This window comes from uncultured Ralstonia sp. (assembly GCA_913056305.1).
Lineage (GTDB): Bacteria > Pseudomonadota > Gammaproteobacteria > Burkholderiales > Burkholderiaceae > Ralstonia.
Map to the genome: position 1 here is coordinate 1 of CAJXMR010000022.1, position 18,849 is coordinate 18,849.

The following is an 18,849-nucleotide window of genomic DNA, read 5'->3' on the forward strand; positions in this document are numbered from 1 at the left end:
AGGTCGTGAACGTCGGCGTGCGCGACTCGACCTACGTGCTCGACGGCCTGCTGTACCACGAGTCCGATCTGCGCATCGAGGAGCACTACACCGACACGGCGGGCTTCACCGATCACGTCTTCGCGCTGATGCACCTACTAGGCTTCCGCTTCGCGCCGCGCATCCGCGACCTGGGCGACACCAAGCTCTATATTCCCAAGGGTGAAACCGCCTATGACGCGCTCAAGCCGATGATCGGCGGCACGCTCAATATCAAGCACGTCCGCGCCCATTGGGATGAAATCCTCCGGCTGGCCACGTCGATCAAGCAAGGCACGGTGACGGCCTCGCTGATGCTCAGGAAACTCGGCAGCTACCCGCGCCAGAACGGCTTGGCCGTCGCCCTGCGCGAGTTGGGCCGCATCGAACGCACGCTGTTCATTCTGGACTGGCTGCAAAGCGTCGAGCTACGCCGCCGCGTCCATGCTGGGCTGAACAAGGGGGAAGCCCGCAACGCGTTAGCCCGCGCCGTGTTCTTCAACCGCCTGGGCGAAATCCGCGACCGCAGCTTCGAGCAGCAGCGCTACAGAGCCAGCGGCCTCAACCTGGTGACGGCGGCCATCGTGCTCTGGAATACGGTTTATCTGGAACGGGCCGCGAATGCCCTGCGTGGCCACGGCAAGCCCGTTGATGACTCTCTATTGCAGTATCTGTCGCCGCTGGGTTGGGAGCACATCAACCTGACTGGCGATTACCTCTGGCGCAGCAACGCCAAGATCGGCGCGGGCAAGTTCAGGCCGCTACGGCCACTGCATCCGGCTTAGCGTGCTTTATTTTCCGTTTTCTGAGACGACCCCTTTTAGGAGGTGACGTTGAAAATCTCACTGCGACTGCGTTCAACACAGCGCCAGACACTTTCCGGCAGTAGAGAAAGAACGCAATCGAGACGCTCGGGGCGAATGCCGACCAAGGCCGCTTTTGTTCAGTGCATTGACGATGGAACGGCGTGTTGCAACGCACCTTTGGCGGTGTCCGCACTGGATGCGCGTCAAGGCGATACGTAAGACAAAGCCGCGCACTGCCAAACAGCGACAGAGCGCTATAGCGTCAACCGGAGGAAGACGATTGGTATAGACGCGAACTTGTCCGCTGGCCGGGGATTGGACTGACGGTGCACACTGCAGCGGTCCACCTCCGGCGTGGATGCCATGCTCATCGGTAATGGCACGGCCACCGGAATGAGAGGCTTGTCATGATCCGACAGCACACGGGGAATGCTGGTTGAGGACTTTTCGCAGAAGCTGTGGCAGGCAATCTTGCCGCTATCGTCACAGCCATCATCGTCGGCATCCGCATGGTGTCCATGACTGTGGGCTGACACGTGGCCAGATGCCGGCGCTGCGGCCTTACCTGCATCCGCGACAGCGCACGCGTTTGCGATGCCGACGGCCAGACCCAACAGCCACACCAGTAGCATTTGAGCTGCCCAGCGGCGTAGATGTCGGGAGTGGAAGAACATGATTTCTGCCCAAAGAGAGGAACGGTCACACAGAGTCAGCCTAGGCGCGGATGTCCAACCTCCGGTTGATACAAATCAACCGTAAACCGTCCGACGGTTCAACTCAACAACGTCTTCAGGCCCGCAAACGCAGCGCCTGGGTCAGCAATCCCGTGGTAAATGGCCGGGATCTCGTTCTTCAAGCCCAGCAGCCCATAAACCGCGTGCATCGCGCCGCGAACCGAATATTCGACGGTGAACACTACGTCCTGAGGGATCTCAACATACTGCCCAAGCAGCGCGAAGTTCTTCGCTCCGTGCGGGATCACTGGCGGCCGATCCGAAGGCTCGCGGCGCTCAAATTCGCTGGTGATGTACGGCATCATCACCGGGATCACAGTGGTGGTACGACAGACCTCGTCAAGAATGTCCTCGCAATGCAAATGGTGCAGCAGCTCGGTGAGGATTTCCTGGCCGGTTGCCTGGGCCATCGTCTTGTCGATGTAATCGCCCTTGTTGTCCACGAAGAGCCCGTAGCCCCACAGGGTGTACATGTCTTTCGGCTGTCCGGCGAAGTGCGGCGCGTGAGGCACGACGATCGACATCAGCCAACTCGAATCCTTGAACGTCATCAGACCGCCGGTGCCTGGCGCATTGCCGGTAAAGGTCTCAATCCGGTGCACAAGCGCCGGGCTGCGCATCGTCAAGGTGAACGACTCCCACTTGCTTTCGTCGACGTTGCCACAGAACGCATTCGGCCGCCCGAGCCCAGGTTCCTTACGGGCCATGGTCTCCCACAGAGTCCAGGCGCCATCGCGTTTGTCGCGCACCAGTTCCGGTGCATGGTGGTCGTCCCCATAAGACGCGTCGGCGGTCATCGAGCCGATGGTGATGAGCACCAGATCCTCTTGCCGCACGTCATAGGCCATCGGCTGTCCGCCGCGCACCACGCGCAGCAGTCCAATTCGCCGGCCGTCACCGGTTTCAACAAAGTCGACATCCTCCACCTTTGTGCCATATTCGAACACCACACCCTGCTGTTTCAGCCATTGCTCCATCGGCCGCACGATCGCGTCATACTGGTTCAGCGGCGTGCGCCGTACGCCGGCCAACGTGTGGATACGCGGGAACTCCTGCAAGAAGCGCAACATATAGCGTTTGAGTTCGATCGCGCTGTGCCAGTTCTGGAAGGCGAAGGTCGTACGCCACATGGCCCAGAAGTTGGTCTCGAAGAAGTGCGGCGAGAAACAGTCCTCAATGCGAAGCGTATGCAGCAGCCCTTCTGGCGTGGCCAGCAATCGCATGATCTCCAACCGGTCATGGAGGTTGAAACCCAGATCGGCAGCGTCGAGGATACGGCGTTGCCCGTCGATCAGCCGGGCGTGTGAATCCGAGCGCCATTCGGCGTTGAAGGCCCAGGCCTGCTGCTTGACACTGATTTTCGGATCATCCAGCGACGGAATGCTGTCGAGCACGTTCCACAGACAGACATAAGTCTCTTCGGTGAACATGCGACCGCCCCGAGTTACATAGCCTTTGTGCGGATCACCGGAGCCATCGAGCGCACCACCGGCCACCTGCTGTTCCTCCAAGATGTGGATGTTCTCCCCCTTGAAGCCTGCGTCGCGAATCAGCAGCACGGCAGCCGACAATGACGCAATGCCGCTGCCAACCAGGTATGCGCTACGGTGCTCGTTCTTCGTTACCTCAGCCATGGAATCCTCTGATTCTGTGTGGATGCTCAATGAGCAACGCGACTTGGGAATACTTTAGGTGGGTATGCGATCGATACTTTGCGCCAGCGCAAGTTGCTGTTGAGTCTCATGCCGCCGTAATGGATTTGTCATGTTTGCTTTCCGCGACACATCCCCTATCGGCTGGGCACAACCATGGAGAAGCCACGGCGCTTGCGCCCGCGCGCGCGGCCCCAATGTCGCGGGTTGATGAAGGTCAACCTCGGCGATTTCCAAGCGTCAATACTGGGAACGCATACCAATGCGCGGTTGTCCGGCGCCTACCCAGGCCGCCCACCAACCTTCCCAGCATTGGAGACCAGACTCACTTTCAATAAGGTCGACTTGGAGAAGAATCCCATGGAACCGCGACAGCAACAGTTCTCCCTCTGGTACGTGCTCGTGACCATACTGGCCATGCTTGCAATCCAGACGCTCTTCGTGTCGGGGCATGTCGAGACGATCCCATACAGCGATTTCAAGGTCCTACTGAAGGCTGGCAAGCTCAAGGACGTGGCTATTGGTGAGCAGGCTATCAGCGGAACCTTCTCGACAGAAGGTATCGACAATCTCCTTGCCAAGCAGCAGATCGAGGAAATCCGCCGAGAGGCAAAGGGCGACCACGCCTTCTCCACGCTTCGAGTGGCCGATCCTGAGCTGGTGCAGGAGCTCGAAGCGGCAAAGGTGCGCTTCGTCGGGCAGCCCGACAACAAATGGCTGAGCACGATCCTCTCGTGGGTTGTGCCGGCCGTCATCTTTTTCGGTATCTGGAGCTTTCTCATCAAGCGCGTGGGCGGCGCCGCCGGCAGCATGATGGAAATTGGCAAGAGCAAGGCAAAGGTCTACATGCAAAAGGAGACCGGCGTGACTTTTGCCGACGTGGCTGGAATCGACGAAGCCAAGGAGGAGCTGTCGGAGATTGTTAGCTTCCTGAAAGATCCTCAGCGGTACCAGCGCCTGGGCGGAAAAATTCCCAAGGGCGTGCTGCTGGTTGGGGCCCCGGGCACTGGCAAGACCTTATTGGCAAAGGCCGTGGCAGGCGAAGCCGGCGTGCCATTCTTCAGCATGAGCGGCTCCGACTTCGTCGAGATGTTCGTTGGTGTGGGTGCAGCACGGGTCCGCGATCTCTTTAAGCAAGCCGAAACCAAAGCCCCCTGCATCATCTTCATTGATGAGCTTGACGCACTCGGAAAGACGCGAGCACTGAATGCGGTCGGCGGCAACGAGGAGCGCGAACAAACACTGAACCAGCTTCTGGTCGAGATGGACGGTTTTGATAGCAACAAAGGCGTCATCATCATGGCCGCCACAAACCGACCCGAGATACTGGACCCCGCCCTGCTTCGCCCCGGTCGCTTTGACCGCCACGTCGCACTGGACCGGCCTGACCTCAAGGGACGGGAGCAGATTCTCAAAGTTCACGTCAAGGGCGTTGTCCTCGCTCCTGAGGTCGACCTGACTAAACTCGCCGGACGGACCCCGGGGTTCGCAGGTGCCGATCTTGCCAACTTGGTTAACGAAGCCGCGCTCCTTGCCGCGCGCAAGAGCAAGCAAATGGTCGAGATGGCAGATTTCGACGAGGCGCTTGACCGGATCGTCGGCGGCCTGGAAAAAAAGAACCGCGTGATGAATCCGAAGGAGAAGGAAACTATCGCATTCCACGAGGCAGGACATGCCATCGTCGCGGAGCATCGGCCGCTGGCTGACCGTGTCTCCAAAGTTTCCATCATTCCGCGGGGCGTTGCGGCGTTGGGTTACACGCAACAGACCCCAACCGAGGACCGCTACCTGCTCAAGCGCAGCGAACTGCTTGACCGGCTCGATGTCTTGCTCGGTGGCCGTATTGCGGAACAGCTCATTTTCGGCGACGTATCCACGGGCGCACAGAACGACCTGCAGCGCGCAACCGACATGGCTCGGCAGATGATTACCCAGTTTGGCATGAGCGACCAGCTGGGCCTGGCCACGTACGAGAATATGCCGAACCCGCTCTTTGCTGGGACGGGGCTAATGCAGCGCGAACGCAATGAATACAGCGAGAGCACCGCACAGATGATTGATGCTGAAGTCCGTAAGCTATTGGCAGAAGCAAGTCATCGCGTACAAGCGACGCTGGAAGGACAGCGGACCAAGCTCGATGCTCTGGCCCAATTACTTCTCGAGAAGGAAGTGGTTGACCGCCAAGACCTGGACATGTTTTTGTCAGCGAAGGTGACGCCAATGCCTCCGCCCAAGCCCGTCGCGAATATCGAGGAGTCAACTGCAACGGGGAAACCGGACCAAAAAACGCAAGGCACATAGAGCGAAGATTGATGCCATGGCATGCCAAGAACGCAACCACGCCAAAGCGCGGCCGGCTGCCGGCAATCAATGCGTTCACCACGTGAGACAGGCGCCCCGATGGTGTATTGAGCTACCGACGCCCTCCCCGCGTGGGGGTTGTGCCACCGTCAGCCTTCGTGCCGTTGCCGAGCACTGCCCGCAACGTATCGACATGGCGCCGGCCGTGGCGCACAAGCCGATCCGGAAATCGCGAGGCGAGCCAGGCGTAAACATGGTATTTCGCCAACTTGCCGAGCCACAGTGCGGCGATGACCTCTGCGACCGGAAGTCGCGAGATCGCCGCAAACATGAGAGCGGGGGTGAGAGGCACCGGTAATGCGGCAATGACCGAAAGCGATACGACGCCGTAGTGTTCGAGCCAGTGGGTCGCATCACGCCACGCGGTGGATCGCACCACGTCCGGGTAGGCAGCGAACAACCGGTTCCACCCCAGGTGATGAAAGACGAGGTACAGCACGAGAGCGCCAACAGCGGCCCCCAGGCTGGCCAAAGTCGCGATGGACACCCAGCGGCGCGGCGCCAACAGGACTGCGGCCATCAGCAGGCTGGCAAATGGAACCGACATCGACAGTTCCGCCGCCAGTGCTGCCCCGGCAACCACCAGTGGGAACGCGCGCGAGTCGGCCCGCCGGGTTAGGGCACGGAGCAGACCGGACTGCAGGCTCAGGCGTAGCATTGCTCAGTTGCCTTCATCGCTCACGCAGACGACCTTCAAGCGTCTCCTCCTTATCGATTGCGTCTGCTGGATAGCATCAGGATGCGAGACGTTTCGCATCGAGGCACTCCTTCGAAAATTCGAACACGACCTCAGGATCGGGAGCGACCAGCTTGTTCTTCTTGCCCGCGTAGTGCAGCCGCGACAGGATGTGACGAATCAAGTTGAGCCTGGCCGTGCGCTTGTCGTCGGCGAGCACGATGTGCCATGGCGCGGCAGCCGTGTGCGTATGCATCAGCATGGCGTTGCGTGCCGTCGTATAGGCATCCCAATGCTTCAACGCCACGGCGTCGACCGGGCTCGTCTTCCACTGCTTGAGCGGATCGCGGCGCCGCTCGGCAAGTCGGCGAGCTTGCTCGGCTTTGCTGATGTCGAGGTAGTACTTAAGCAGCTTGATACCGGAATTGACGAGCATTTCCTCGAAGTGGGGCACGGAGTACATGAACTCGTCATACTGCTCAGCAGTGCAGAAGCCCATCACGCTCTCAACGCCTGCCCGGTTGTACCAGCTGCGGTTGAAGAGGACAAACTCTTCGGCGAGAGGAAGATGGGGCACGTAGCGCTGGAAATACCAGCCGGTGCGCTCGCGATCTGACGGCTTACCCAGCGCTACCACCCTCGTCTCGCGGGGGCTGAGAAATTCGATAATGCGTTTGATGCTGCCGTCTTTGCCTGCCGCATCCCGCCCCTCCAGCAGGACAAGGATGCGGTCACCACACCCGATGAAATGCCGTTGAAGCTTGACCAATTCAATTTGCAGCAGGTGCAGTTGCGCCTCGTAGTCCTCGCGACCCTGGACTCCTTTGGCAGCATCGACTCGCGCCTGGCTGGACGATAAGCCAGTTACGTGTTCGGCGTCCGATGAAGTGGTCTTTTTCTTCGACTTGCCTTTTGCCATATGCGCACCTCCGGCGTTGGCTATGGAAACGGGAGTAACGCTCCAGAGCGTCATCAGCCGTATGGCGGTTTCGTTGTTACGAAACGCTCAAATGGGCAGACAACCACATTTTGAACCTACGAACGGGTGAACAAGCTTAAGCACCTGCCAATTTTGCGCGGTTGATGTGAGTCAAGCGCCCTCCGATGTATGGTCGAATTCAGGAGGACATGGATCAGCGCGACTATTGCGCGATCCTTTGCCCGAATGACGCTCTCGTAATGTGGTCGTCATCGCTCGGTCAGGGGCGGATTCTTATAGTGGCTCCCATAGCAAGTCCTTTGAGTCCAACCACTTCAGGAGAATGCAATGAACCACACCAAGAAGACCGTCTTGATCGCAGCCGCGCTGATTTCTCTCGGCGCGAACATTTCCAGCGCAGCAACCTCCAGCAACGGGGCCCTCGCTCAGCGCGACGTCTACACCGACGGGGCGCGGGCTGCTGACGCGCGCGATCCGTACACTGATGGCGCCAAGGCTGGAAAGTTTGAGATCTACTCGGACGGCGCATGGACGGGCGACACGCGCTATCCGGCCACCGGTGGCTCGTCGAGTTGAGGCATTACGAAATGTCTACGCGATCATGGCCCTCAACCTGAGTTGACAGGTCTTGGTCGCTGCTGACCTTTTCGACGTCCAATCATCGTCTTACAGGCTTGGCGAATCCGCCGAGATGCATTGGTCGGCACAGTATCGGCCATGCTCCATCCGGTATCAAGGTTCACTTCCGCCGATGTGCGGAGGCGAGACCGAAATCCGATATTCGATGTCATTCGTTCGGTCAACAAGTTTCACCAGTACGCGGAAATACACGCGCCCACTCAGCACCGAGGTGAACACCTGGCCGTTGATAACCATGGGCGTCAGATACTTCGGCGGCGAATCAACGATCCCGACTTCCTTGAGTTGCGCACGCACCACGGCATCTGTGATACGGGAGCCGTCGGCACGAAACAACGCCACTAGCAAGTGGTGAGGGCGGCCGCCTCCCGGTGAAGGTGCGCCATGCGACTCCTCCAAGTCGAGCCTTTCCGAGGCGATGGCGGCGGGAATCAACCCCCAGTAGAGGACGACGCCCTCACGTTCGAGCCGCGCTTGCGCGAGCGTTTCCACCGACGGCAGCGCCAAGACACAAATCACCGCAGCGTAGGGAACAAATGAGCGCAGAGACAACATATTCACCTCCTACCGCGACTTCGCAAATATCAAACAGAGATTTCTGCGTCTTCACAGGATGACCGGCTTGCCGGGCAACCTCTGCTCGCGCCGGTCGCGCGCCGGGAAATGCTGCGTCAGGCGCAGCGTGATGGATCGTATCCCGTCGATCACACCGCGCTCATATTCGGCGCGCCGACACGCGGCTTCCATCTGGCTGCAGATCGCCTGCCATCCTTGAGCACCAACCCGCGCGTGAATGCCACGGTCGGCAACGATCTCGACACTGCGGTCCGCCAGCAATAGATAAATCAGGACGCCGTTGTTCTGCTCTGTGTCCCACACACGCAGTTGCGAAAAGACTTCAAGAGCCCGTTCCCGCGCCGTCACCCCCTTCCATAGCGCAGAGAAGCTCAACGCGCCTTCCACGGCAAAGCACAGATGCCCGACATGGGACGACTCGCTTTGAGCGATCGCTTGCCCGATGGCCCGCATCGCCTTGCGCGGGAACGCTCGCCTGACGCGCCAGTGCGTCGTCAGTAGATGGGAAAGAATTCGCTTGATGTTTTCCATCACCATTTTCCCGAGGCACCACCACCACCGAAACCACCGCCGCCTCCACCGAAACCGCCGCTGCCACCGCCGAAACCGCCGCTGCCACCGCCGAATCCCCCGCGGCCCGAGCGTGAGCCTGTAGACCAAGAGCCTCCGTGCCCAACCATGCCCGGACCCAATAGCGTATAGATGAGCGCGATCACTCCCGCCGTAAACGCGACAAAAATGGCGCCCGAAAGCAACCAAGCGACTAGGGCGACGGCGCCGCCCGCTGCAACCGCCCCCGGAAAACGGCCAAGGAAGTCTCGCAGCGCGCCGCCAAACACCAACGTCAACACCAGAATGACAGGCATATAGGACCGAACGGATACGCCTCCGTCGCGCGTCGACCGTGAGGGGGGCGGCAGTGCTTCACCCTCAATCACGGCTTGCATACTCTGAACACCGTCTTTCACGCCGCCATAAAAATCGCCAGTCTTGAACCGCGGCGAGATGACTTCGCTAATGATGCGCTTGCTTGTCGCATCGGTTAGGACACCTTCCAACCCGTACCCGACTTCAATGCGAAGTGTGCGGTCGTCTTTAGCGATGATCAGCAGTGCGCCGTCGTCGACGCGCTTTCGCCCCAACTTCCATTGCTCGACCACGCGCAGCGAATACTGTTCGATGGCTTCGGGCAGTGTGCTGGGCACGATCAGTACAGCGATCTGCACGCCCTTTTTGTTTTCGAAGGCTTGCAGCGTCTGTTCTAGCTCTGCTAGTTGCCCAGGCGTGAGTGTGCCGGTCTGGTCAGTCACCCGCGCCGTCAAGGGTGGCACGGCAACTTCGGCAACCGCCCCAAAAGAGACGAGCGCAGCCGCTGCCACAAGCAAGCCACGCGCGATTTTGAGGAGGTTCACTTGGAGCTCCCCGGCGCACTGGCGGACGGCGAACCGAATTCCACCTGGGGCGGCTTGGCAATGGCCGTCTCGTTGGCAACGGTGAAATTGGGCTTCTCCTGATAGCCGAAGGCCTTCGCGGTCAGATTCGATGGAAATGAGCGCACGGTCACGTTGTAGCTCTGTACCGATTGGATGTACCGATTTCGTGCAATGGTGATCCGGTTCTCGGTCCCCTCAAGCTGTGCTTGCAGATCGCGAAACCCAGCATCTGCCTTCAACTGCGGGTAGTTCTCCGACACGGCAAGGAGTCGGGACAGCGATCCGGTCAACTGCTGCTGCGCCGACTGGAATCGGGCAAACGCCTGCGGATCATTGAGCAACGCAGGCGAGGCTTGGATGGCGCCGACACGCGCGCGAGCCTCAGTCACCTCCGTCAACACCTCTTTCTCATGACTTGCGTAACCCTTGACCGTGTTGACCAGGTTCGGTACCAGGTCGGCGCGCCGCTGGTATTGGTTCACGACTTCAGACCAGCCTGCCTTGACCTGTTCATCCTGCGCTTGAATGGTGTTATAGCCGCACCCCGAGAGGCTGATTGCCAAAATTACCGCAACAACGACTGACCATGCTGCTCGCATCAGACACCTCCATTTTCGAGATTCTTAGCCCCGGAGGCATGGGAACACCGCGCATGGGCCAACCATGCCGTTCCTGCCACACAAGAGCCCATGCCGCTCCGGGTGTCCTGTTTCCATGCTAGTCACTCGGGCGGCGAATTTGTTGATGTCGCTCAAGGCCCACAATCGCGACCCCCGAGGGGACGGTCTTAATACCAAACTGGACTGCCAGTGAATAGAATGACCCAATCGGATTTGGGCAGGAGCGTCTTATCATGCGGACTGTCGGCGAAATTGCACTCTCCATCTCGACCACGTCGACGCTGGAAGCCACACAAACCGAAATTGCCGAGCACAAGGGCTTCGGCCATCCGGACAGCCTGTGCGATGGCGCCGTCGAGGCGGCAGCCTGCGCCCTATCCCGAGCCTATCTGCAAGCATACGGAGCGATTCAGCACTTCAACCTGGATAAGGCGCTGTTAATCGGAGGCATCAGCCAGCCACGGTTCGGCGGCGGCAAAGTTCTGCGTCCCGCGCGGCTGATCGTCTGCGGCCCCGTGACCGAGTTGCCGTCGGCTTCGGCCACGTCACTCGTCGAGCAATCCATCCGCGAATACCTGGTGGCAACCTTGGGAAAGGCAGGCAATGACATCGGCATCGAGCTTGTTTTGAGGCCTTCGGCGCCGAATCTTCAGCGTGTTATCCAGCAGGCGGCGCTTCCGCTGGCCAACGACACCTCCTTCGGCGTCGGGTACGCACCCCGCTCCCGACTCGAAGACACGGTCCTTTGCGCTGCGCGCGTCCTGCGCTCCAACGAATTTCGCAGCGCCTTTGATGCGGCTGGGGCGGATTTTAAGATCATGGGGCACCGGCTGGGCGCGCACTTCGGCCTTACCGTGGCGCTCGCACTCGTCGACCGAGACGTGGGAAGTATTGAAGACTATTTCACACTCAAGGGCCGATTGGCAGCGTACCTGGCTGGGTGTCTGCCGACGGCGTGCCATATCGGGATCAACACCCTGGATGACCCAGCTACGCTTGACGAGAGCGGAATTTACCTGACCGTGACCGGGTTAAGTGCGGAGCACGGCGACGATGGCGAGGTCGGCCGCGGCAATCGCGTCAACGGCTTGATCACGCCGTACCGCCCGATGTCATTGGAAGCGGCAGCGGGAAAGAATCCGGCCGCGCATGTCGGCAAGCTCTACAACGTGCTGGCACATCGATTGGCGGCGAGCATTCATGCCGACATCGAAGGCGTGGATGAAGTGACGGTCAGGCTGCTCTCGGCAATCGGCCACCCGGTCGACCAGCCTCAGTTGGTGGCGATCGACCTTGCAGCGGCGGGTGGGTTCTCCGCTGCGCGGCAGCGGCAAGTTCGCGAGCTGACCGCGCAGCATTTGGCGGCGCTTCCAGCGCTGATACGGGAGTTGGCCACGGGTGCCATCGCCGTCTTTTAGCGGAGCGCTGCATCGTTGCTTTCGAGGCCCCATTGCTTGTAGCGGCGCCTCTAGAACTTTCCTGATCGCAGGATCGCAACCGCCCAAGCGAGGCCCATCACGCTGGCGACGACGAAACCCAGAAGCCCCAGCACTGGAATGCCCGCATAGTGCGGACCGCTGTGGAACGCCATGACGATTGAGGAGCCAATCACGACGCTCGCAATAATCAAGCTCAAGCTCAGCCGGTTGCTTGCACGGTCGATATGCGCTTCCAATCCTTGCAACTGGTCGTGTTTGATATGCAGCGTCGCCTTACCGCTGCTGAGCGCCTCCACCGTGCGGTTCAGAATGTCGGGCAGCAAGGCGGCGGCGTGATGCAGCGCGCGCAAGGTGCGGAATCCCCTGCTGAACTCGGTCTGTACATTCGCCCCCTGCAATAGTTTGCGGCCGAGCAAATGCGGCGCATATTCCCGCAAGGACGCGAGTGCGTTGAAGTCCGGGGCGAGCGTCAACGCTTGCGATTCGACCAGCATGAACGCTTTCGAGACCAGCAGAAACTGGCGCGGCAGTTTGATCCGATGGCGCTGGCTGAGCAGCGCAAACTGGCGGACAATTTCGCCGAACGAATAGCCTTTCCCGGCGGCTTCGTAGTATGCGTCAAGTGCCTGCGAAGCATCGCGGGTAAATGCCTCACGATCCACCCCCTCGGTCGCCACCCCCATCTCGAAATAGGCATCCACCATCCATGACACCTCGCCGGAACTGACGGCGAGAATCAACTGGGCCAAGGCTTCCTGATCATAGGCGGACAGCCGTCCCATGATGCCAAAGTCATGAAAGCAAAGCCGGCCGTCCTCCAGCAAAAATACGTTGCCCGGATGCGGGTCGCCGTGAAAGAAGCCGTCCTCGAAGACCTGCTTCAAGAACGATGCCATCAGCGCCTGCGCCACGCGCCGTCGGCTCTCCTGTTCGGACGACGGAATATGCGTAAGCTTCTTGCCGAAACTGCGCTCCATGGTCAAGACACGTCGGCTGGTCTGCTCCCAAAAGATGCGGGGCACGAAGACGTGCTTATCATCCTGCAAATTCTCCCTCAGGAGATCGCCGTTGCGCGCCTCGACTTGATAGTCCAATTCTTCGTTGATGAGCCGGGCAAACTCTTCCACCAGATCGCCCGGGCCAAATCGGCGACTCTCCGGCACATACCGCTCCAGTTGACGGGCCAAGAAGCGCATGATCCTGACATCGGCATGAATGATGGGCTCGATGCCGGGGCGCTGCACCTTGACCACCACGCTGGTGCCGTCAATCAACTGCGCCGTATGGACCTGGCCGATCGACGCGGCAGCCAGGGGCGTCTCATCGAAACTGGTGAACAACGCGTGAACGGATTTGCCCAGTTCACGCTCGACAATCTCACGCGCCTGCTCGCCAGGGAAAACAGCGACATCATCCTGGAGCCGTTGCAGCTCCTCGATATAGACCTCCGGCAACATATCGCGCCGCAGGCTCAGAAGCTGGCCAAACTTGACGAACGCGGGCCCCAGCCCTTCGAGCGTAGCTCTCAGCCGCTTTGCATCCTGATCGGTCGCTTGCACCGCCTCAACTGAAGCTTCGAGTGCGTCACGGCCAATCCGTAGCCGCTCCACATAATGCGCCCACCCTGCCCCGGCCAATGCGCGCAGGATGTACAAGAGCCGTGGCAGTTCAGCGGGCACCCGCTCGCGCACCGCTGGTTCGGGATTCGCATGCGTTATGACGCCCATGTTCCTTCTCCTCGTTGCCCACCTTCCCCATTGCCGCGCCATGCACGCATCCGAGCCCAGCTTTCCGGACGTCGACAGCCGGCAAGCACTATCGTTTTAGAAGAACCACTGTATCTGCGTGTAGTAGATGTGATGGAAATGTCCAAACTCACTGCCACTGCTGCCCATAAAGAACTGGGCGCCGATCTGCCAGTCGAGATTCGTCTTGATCGAATAGGTCAGCAGGGGCGAAACGAAACGGCTATGGTCGTCCAAATTGACCACCACATAGCCCTCCCACTTGAGCAGCGGCGTGATTTCGTAGCTCATGTAGCCACCAGCATAGTGCTTGGCAACGCTGCGAATCTTGCCGGTCAACAGCGACGTGAAATCGTACGCGGCGGCATTGGTCGTGCCGGCGCCGTTGTAGTAGAGCTCGGCGCTAAGCGTGAGCGTGTTCGCAAACGCATAATCGAGCGCGAGAACGGCACGTTGATAGGTCGAGCCAGTCTTGGCACGCACTTGCGTGAACTCACCACGAATGCCCGCCGTGCCGATCTGCCCCGCGAGATCGAAGCCGGCGACCTGCTCATTGCCGAAGCGCCCGCCGACAATGGAATAGTCCACGCCATGCGTGTTGGCGTGCCAATTGAATGCCGCGCTGGAGTCCGCGCCACCGTGCCCCGGCGCGTACACAGCGCTGATGCGGGAGATGGGCCCCAGCTTGTGCTCGGCCAGCACCGCGTCGACACCCACGCGCTCCTCGCGCTCGATGGCAGTCGGGTTCAGGGGGTTCAGCAGGTCGAGCGGGCTCCAGAAACGGCCCGTTCCCCATGCGATGCGCTGCCGCCCGATGCGCACATCGGTGTCGCCCGATGACAGGGTGACGTTGCCGCGATACAGCCGGTGCTGGCCGTAGTACGAGCCGCCACGCAGGTAATTGCCGTCGAGATCCAGGTACTGATCCGGCGCGAGACTGCTCTGGCTTGCGAACTGTGCGGTGTGCAGGTAGCTGCCGAACAGCAATTCGTTGTCGTACTGCAGATCCACGGCGACGTGCTCGGAGAGCTTGCCCTGCAACTGCAGCCGCAGGCGATTGAGATCGAGCAGATAGCGTTGCCCGCCGGGCACGATGGTTTCCGATTCCTCCAGCAAGCTCTTGTAGTAACCGGAAAATTTCAACCCGGACTGCGACGTCTCCTGCGCCGAGGCTCCGAAGGCCAGAGCCGCCAGAAGTCCGAACGGCACGGCTTGCTTAAACATGGCGTATCGCTTGCACTGGATCGAGCCGCGCCGCCTTGGCCGCGGGATAGAGCGAAACCAGCACGCCGGCAATCAACAGCGCAATACCCGGCGGGACCACCGTCGCACCGAAAATGCGCGGATAAACGATGCCGGTCAACCCGGGGATGGCGGAATATCCGGCGAAGAAGCTCGACAGGTCCATACCGGCATGCCCAAGATACAGCACCAGCGCAATGCCGGCGCCATACCCGACGGCAGACGCGATCAACAGCAAGGCGATGGACTCATATACGACCATGCGCCTCAAGGCGGCGGGCGACGTGCCAAGCGCCAGCATCACGCCAAACTCGCGCGTGCGCTCGGTGACGGCCATGAACACGGTATTGATGACCGACGTGGTAATCACCAGAAGCAGCACCGCCAGGATGATACTGCTCACCACGCGCAGGAGCCGGACCATGTCTTCGAGCTGCGGCAAGAGTTCCTGCCACGGTATCAGCGTCACGTCGGTGCCACCGATACGCGCGCGTAGCAGGGCAACGGCAGCGGACACGTGCGCGCGATCCTCCAGCCGGACATTGATGGTGGAAACGCGTGAACCGAGCGCAAGCAACGACTGCGCCGCTGGCAGCGTGACAAAAGCAAATGCGCCATCGAAACTGGCACTTTCCGTCGAGAAAATGCCCCCCACCCCGTAGGCTGCCGTGCCGAGCTCGCCGTTGGCGGCCTGGGCCATGACGACGATCTTCTCGCCCAGGCGGACACCGAGCTTGTCGGCGAGCCTGCGGCCAATCATGACTTCGCGATCGGCGCCAGGTATGAGCGCCCGTCCCTGGACAACCGTGCGGGAAATGAACGTGACCTTAGCCTCCGCCACCGGATCGATGCCGATGAGCATGATGCCTTCGGATTTCGAGGCCGTGCTGGCCAACGCCTGGACCTGGGTGCGCGGCGCAGCCGCAATCACGCCAGGCGTGCCCCGGACGGCTTGCAGCAGCGAGACGGCATCGTCGATGGCAAGCTCGGGGGCATAATCCTTGCGAAAGCCCTTGCGTTCGACCTGGATGTGCCCCGTCAGATAACGCGTGGAGTTCTCGATCGTCTGGTCGAAGAATCCGTCGAAAAACCCCAGGATGAAGACAAAGCCCACGATGCCGAAGGCAGCGCCTGCGGCCATGAGGGCCGTGCGGCGTGGATTGCGCAGCAGGTTGCGCAGTGCGAGCAGCACGAACACCGGCAAGCGGGAATCGCCCGTGTTTCGTGACGACACCCGCATGGCAGCGGGTAGCCCGCGAATCGCCTCGATGGGCCGCAACTGCACGGCCTTGGCAGCGGGATACAGTGCCGCCAGCCCGGCAATGACGAAGACCGCCACTGACAGCACGACGCCACGCTCGGCGCTCACCACCGGATAGACGACGTCGGACAGCCCGGGCATCGTGCGCAGCCCGGCTTCAAAACCGTGCAGATGGATACCCGCGCGCGCGAAATACGCCGTCACTGTCCAGCCGACGGCGTTGCCGACGATCAGGCCAACGATGCCCAGAAGGATCGATTCATACAGGACCAGCCGAAGCACGCGCGTGCGGCTCATGCCGACGGCAAGCATGATGCCGAATTCGCGCGTGCGCTCCATCACGGACATCAGCACAGGATTCGCCACCGCGAAGACGACCACCACGAAGAACACCAACAGCACCACGTAGGTCGTGACCTCGTGAAAGCGCGAACTGACCGCTACCATCGGTAGCAGCCGTGGCCACCCCACGACTTCGTAACGATCTCCCAGGCGCTCGGCGAGCCCCGCGCTGACCGGCTCCAGGCGCGAGCGCTCGCGCAGCCGCAGGGCGATGGCGGTGGCGCCACCGGGCGCGGAGAGAAACTCCCGCACAACAGGCAGCGGCATCACGGCGACGTAGCCGTCGAGATCGTCGATCTTGCTGCGGAAGATGCCGCGCACCGGATACTTTCCGCTCGATATCGAGCCGTCGTAGCCCTGCCCCACGAACACGATGTTCTGCCCGGGCCGCACCGCGAGCGCTTCAGCAAGCATCTCCCCGATCAGCACGCCGGGCGCGCCGGTCGTCAGCGGCTGCCCGGCCACGATGGCGTCCGAGAGCATCGTCACCTGCGCCTCGTCTGCCGGCTCGACGCCGACGAGCATGAGGCCGCGCGACTTGTCGCCCCGGCTGGCCAGCGCTTTGGTTTCCAGGCGGATGCTGGCGGCTGCCACCCCAGCCTCGTTGCGCACGGCATGCAGGATGGGGGCCGAGTCTGGCATGGCGAGATCAAGGATCGGATCGTCGTGGTAGCCCTTGAGATGCACCTGCGCATCGCCGGCGAAATACCGCGTGGTGTTCTCGACCATCTCGCGGTTCATGCCAGCGGTGAATCCCCAGTTGAAGATCATCGCCGCTAGGCCGATGGCGATCGACGAGATGGTGATGGCGGAACGCCTGCGGTTGCGCAGCACATTGCGCACGGCGAGTGGCAGCAGCATCATGGCGGTCGGCGCTCATCGGCTTCGATCCGGCCGTCACGCAGGCGAATGACCCGCCGCGCGCGTTCGACCACCATCGGGTCGTGGGTGGAGAACACGAACGTCACGCCGCGCCGTTCATTCATGGCCTTCATCATGTCCATGAGCGCGGCGCCGGCTTTGGAATCCAGATTGGCGGTCGGCTCATCGGGCAGCACGATGATCGGCTCGGCCGCGATGGCGCGCGCCACCGCCACGCGCTGCTGCTGCCCACCGGAGAGTTGCTGCGGACGCCTGTGCTCCATCCCTTCCAATCCCAGTTCCTTGAGCAGCGTCATGGCGCGGTCCCGGCGCTGCATCTCTGGCACCCCCTGCAACAGCATCACGAATTCCACGTTTTCTAGCGCGGAAAGAACGGGAATCAGATTGAACTCCTGGAAGACGAAGCCGATCTTGCGCAAGCGGATGTCCGAAAGCGCGGCTTTACCCAGTGTCCCGATCTCGCTGCCGTCGACCCAGACATGGCCTTCGGTGGGTGAGTCCAAGCCACCGATCACGTTCAGGAGCGTTGTCTTGCCCGAGCCGGACGGCCCTACCAGCACCGCAAAGTCGCCTTTGCGGATTTCCAGATTGATATGCTGCAGCGCATGCACGACGCTGGCACCTTGCCGATACAGCCTGGAGACACCTACGAGCTTGACGACTGTATCGGCTGCAGCATTCATGGCTTTTGCAGATTGCGCTGCGTAAAGCGTTCGTCGTCAATCGGCTGGTCGTAGCGCGCGGCCTTGACGACGATCACGGTTGCGTGGCCTGGATCATTCACGGGGCGCATTTCCCATTTGGTCGGAATGGTGCGGCCACCCATCGGGCCAACGTCGGAGAACGTCAGGACCCGCACCAGTTCGTTGCGCTCGTTGTAGTAATACTGCTTGAGCGGAATCGTATCCGCTTGCCGAATCCAGTAGAGAATCTTTCCCCACACGACGGCGGCATCCGGCTTGGGAATCGATTCAATCACGTAAGACGCGGCGCCGTTCAGCACCTCCGTGCGGAGAACCCGATGCGTGTAGTCATCCACGGCGCTGCTTTGCTTGACCAAGTCGTCGTTGGTGAAGTCGGAGCCCATCCAGGGCTGCAGCATCATCGACGGCGGAATCTTGATGGTGCGCTCGATGTTGGGCAGGTAGTTCCACATCTCCGAGCCGATACGCAGCGACCCAATACCGGCCTCCTTGGCCGGCGCCAGAACGCGGATGAACGAGCGCCGCGGCCGCTCCATCCAGGCGCGCAGGTCAAGCGCGCGCTGCCAGCGCGGTGTGGTGATCGTCATCTGGAACTCGCCTTGCAGCGTCTTGCCCCACAGCAGGGTATCGACGCGATCGACGAGCGTGCGGCCGTCTGGTTCCTCAGCCCAAGCCCCACCCACCATGCATGCGGCAGCAAACGCCACAAGGCACGCGGACACCAGAGAGGGAATGGCCTTGCGAACCATGGTGCCATCCGGGCAGCTGAACGATTTCAT

General features: G+C 60.9%; 16 protein-coding genes. 4 read left to right on the forward strand and 12 right to left on the reverse strand.

Annotated elements, in window-relative coordinates:
- A partial coding sequence (locus QZ609_RS06095) for a Tn3 family transposase (protein WP_295492273.1) occupies positions 1–803 on the forward strand: 803 nt, incomplete at its 5' end.
- A gap of 793 nt (positions 804–1,596) precedes the next feature.
- Here QZ609_RS06095 and QZ609_RS06100 read toward each other — a convergent pair.
- Positions 1,597–3,192, reverse strand: coding sequence for an oleate hydratase (locus tag QZ609_RS06100; RefSeq protein ID WP_004635167.1), 1,596 nt, complete (start codon positions 3,190–3,192; stop codon positions 1,597–1,599).
- Between the two features lie 378 nt (positions 3,193–3,570).
- Here QZ609_RS06100 and ftsH point away from each other — a divergent pair, with 378 nt between their 5' ends.
- On the forward strand, positions 3,571–5,511 hold the full coding sequence (gene ftsH / locus QZ609_RS06105; RefSeq protein WP_009241692.1) for an ATP-dependent zinc metalloprotease FtsH: 1,941 nt from the start codon (positions 3,571–3,573) through the stop codon (positions 5,509–5,511).
- Positions 5,512–5,623: 112 nt separating this feature from the next.
- Here the strand turns inward: ftsH and QZ609_RS06110 are convergent, their stop codons facing one another.
- Together QZ609_RS06110 and ppk2 are read right to left on the reverse strand one after the other, a co-directional pair.
- Positions 5,624–6,229: a VTT domain-containing protein gene (locus QZ609_RS06110; RefSeq protein WP_009241693.1), complete on the reverse strand. Its 606-nt coding sequence runs from the start codon at positions 6,227–6,229 to the stop codon at positions 5,624–5,626.
- 76 nt (positions 6,230–6,305) lie between these two features.
- A complete protein-coding gene (gene ppk2 / locus QZ609_RS06115; RefSeq protein WP_004635170.1) occupies positions 6,306–7,166 on the reverse strand; it encodes a polyphosphate kinase 2 in 861 nt (286 codons plus the stop codon).
- A gap of 348 nt (positions 7,167–7,514) precedes the next feature.
- On the opposite strand from ppk2, the gene QZ609_RS06120 reads away from it, so the two are divergent.
- Positions 7,515–7,763, forward strand: a complete 249-nt coding sequence (locus QZ609_RS06120) for a hypothetical protein (protein WP_004635173.1) — start codon at positions 7,515–7,517, stop codon at positions 7,761–7,763.
- 156 nt (positions 7,764–7,919) lie between these two features.
- Here QZ609_RS06120 and QZ609_RS06125 read toward each other — a convergent pair whose 3' ends face one another.
- Genes QZ609_RS06125 through QZ609_RS06140 form a run of 4 tightly spaced genes read right to left on the reverse strand, consistent with a single transcriptional unit; the run spans position 7,920 to position 10,434 of the window.
- The gene (locus tag QZ609_RS06125; RefSeq protein WP_004635176.1) at positions 7,920–8,381 is read right to left on the reverse strand and encodes a hypothetical protein; all 462 of its coding nucleotides are present in this window, start codon (positions 8,379–8,381) and stop codon (positions 7,920–7,922) included.
- A 51-nt stretch (positions 8,382–8,432) separates the two neighbouring features.
- Positions 8,433–8,933, reverse strand: a complete 501-nt coding sequence (locus QZ609_RS06130) for a TPM domain-containing protein (protein WP_004635178.1) — start codon at positions 8,931–8,933, stop codon at positions 8,433–8,435.
- Positions 8,933–9,814, reverse strand: coding sequence for a YgcG family protein (locus QZ609_RS06135; RefSeq protein WP_004635180.1), 882 nt, complete (start codon positions 9,812–9,814; stop codon positions 8,933–8,935). The genes QZ609_RS06130 and QZ609_RS06135 overlap by 1 nt, the downstream gene beginning before the upstream one ends.
- Entirely contained in the window at positions 9,811–10,434 is a 624-nt protein-coding gene (locus QZ609_RS06140; protein WP_004635183.1) for a LemA family protein, read from the reverse strand. The genes QZ609_RS06135 and QZ609_RS06140 overlap by 4 nt, the downstream gene beginning before the upstream one ends.
- Positions 10,435–10,688: 254 nt before the next feature.
- On the opposite strand from QZ609_RS06140, the gene QZ609_RS06145 reads away from it, so the two are divergent.
- Complete coding sequence (locus QZ609_RS06145) at positions 10,689–11,873, forward strand: methionine adenosyltransferase (RefSeq protein ID WP_004635185.1); 1,185 nt, start codon at positions 10,689–10,691, stop codon at positions 11,871–11,873.
- Between the two features lie 50 nt (positions 11,874–11,923).
- Here QZ609_RS06145 and QZ609_RS06150 read toward each other — a convergent pair whose 3' ends face one another.
- From QZ609_RS06150 to QZ609_RS06170, 5 genes are all read right to left on the reverse strand, one after another.
- Entirely contained in the window at positions 11,924–13,621 is a 1,698-nt protein-coding gene (locus QZ609_RS06150) for an AarF/ABC1/UbiB kinase family protein (protein ID WP_004635187.1), read from the reverse strand.
- Positions 13,622–13,717: 96 nt separating this feature from the next.
- Entirely contained in the window at positions 13,718–14,863 is a 1,146-nt protein-coding gene (locus QZ609_RS06155) for a hypothetical protein (protein ID WP_004635189.1), read from the reverse strand.
- Positions 14,856–17,318, reverse strand: a complete 2,463-nt coding sequence (locus QZ609_RS06160; RefSeq protein WP_295492290.1) for an ABC transporter permease — start codon at positions 17,316–17,318, stop codon at positions 14,856–14,858. The genes QZ609_RS06155 and QZ609_RS06160 overlap by 8 nt, the downstream gene beginning before the upstream one ends.
- Before the next feature lie 26 nt (positions 17,319–17,344).
- Entirely contained in the window at positions 17,345–18,049 is a 705-nt protein-coding gene (locus QZ609_RS06165) for an ABC transporter ATP-binding protein (RefSeq protein ID WP_004635197.1), read from the reverse strand.
- Positions 18,046–18,849 carry an outer membrane lipoprotein-sorting protein gene (locus QZ609_RS06170; RefSeq protein WP_021197388.1) on the reverse strand — a complete coding sequence of 268 codons (804 nt, stop codon included), beginning with the start codon at positions 18,847–18,849 and terminating at the stop codon, positions 18,046–18,048. Before QZ609_RS06170 ends, QZ609_RS06165 begins: the two co-directional genes overlap by 4 nt.

Excerpts from the sequence above, each read along its gene's own strand:
- QZ609_RS06100 (WP_004635167.1), bottom strand. The coding sequence starts at position 3,192 with ATGGCTGAGGTAACGAAGAACGAGCACCGTAGCGCATACCTGGTTGGC.
- ftsH (WP_009241692.1), top strand. The coding sequence starts at position 3,571 with ATGGAACCGCGACAGCAACAGTTCTCCCTCTGGTACGTGCTCGTGACC.
- QZ609_RS06110 (WP_009241693.1), bottom strand. The coding sequence starts at position 6,229 with ATGCTACGCCTGAGCCTGCAGTCCGGTCTGCTCCGTGCCCTAACCCGG.
- ppk2 (WP_004635170.1), bottom strand. The coding sequence starts at position 7,166 with ATGGCAAAAGGCAAGTCGAAGAAAAAGACCACTTCATCGGACGCCGAA.
- QZ609_RS06120 (WP_004635173.1), top strand. The coding sequence starts at position 7,515 with ATGAACCACACCAAGAAGACCGTCTTGATCGCAGCCGCGCTGATTTCT.
- QZ609_RS06125 (WP_004635176.1), bottom strand. The coding sequence starts at position 8,381 with ATGTTGTCTCTGCGCTCATTTGTTCCCTACGCTGCGGTGATTTGTGTC.
- QZ609_RS06130 (WP_004635178.1), bottom strand. The coding sequence starts at position 8,933 with ATGGAAAACATCAAGCGAATTCTTTCCCATCTACTGACGACGCACTGG.
- QZ609_RS06140 (WP_004635183.1), bottom strand. The coding sequence starts at position 10,434 with ATGCGAGCAGCATGGTCAGTCGTTGTTGCGGTAATTTTGGCAATCAGC.
- QZ609_RS06145 (WP_004635185.1), top strand. The coding sequence starts at position 10,689 with ATGCGGACTGTCGGCGAAATTGCACTCTCCATCTCGACCACGTCGACG.
- QZ609_RS06150 (WP_004635187.1), bottom strand. The coding sequence starts at position 13,621 with ATGGGCGTCATAACGCATGCGAATCCCGAACCAGCGGTGCGCGAGCGG.
- QZ609_RS06155 (WP_004635189.1), bottom strand. The coding sequence starts at position 14,863 with ATGTTTAAGCAAGCCGTGCCGTTCGGACTTCTGGCGGCTCTGGCCTTC.
- QZ609_RS06165 (WP_004635197.1), bottom strand. The coding sequence starts at position 18,049 with ATGAATGCTGCAGCCGATACAGTCGTCAAGCTCGTAGGTGTCTCCAGG.
- QZ609_RS06170 (WP_021197388.1), bottom strand. The coding sequence starts at position 18,849 with ATGAAATCGTTCAGCTGCCCGGATGGCACCATGGTTCGCAAGGCCATT.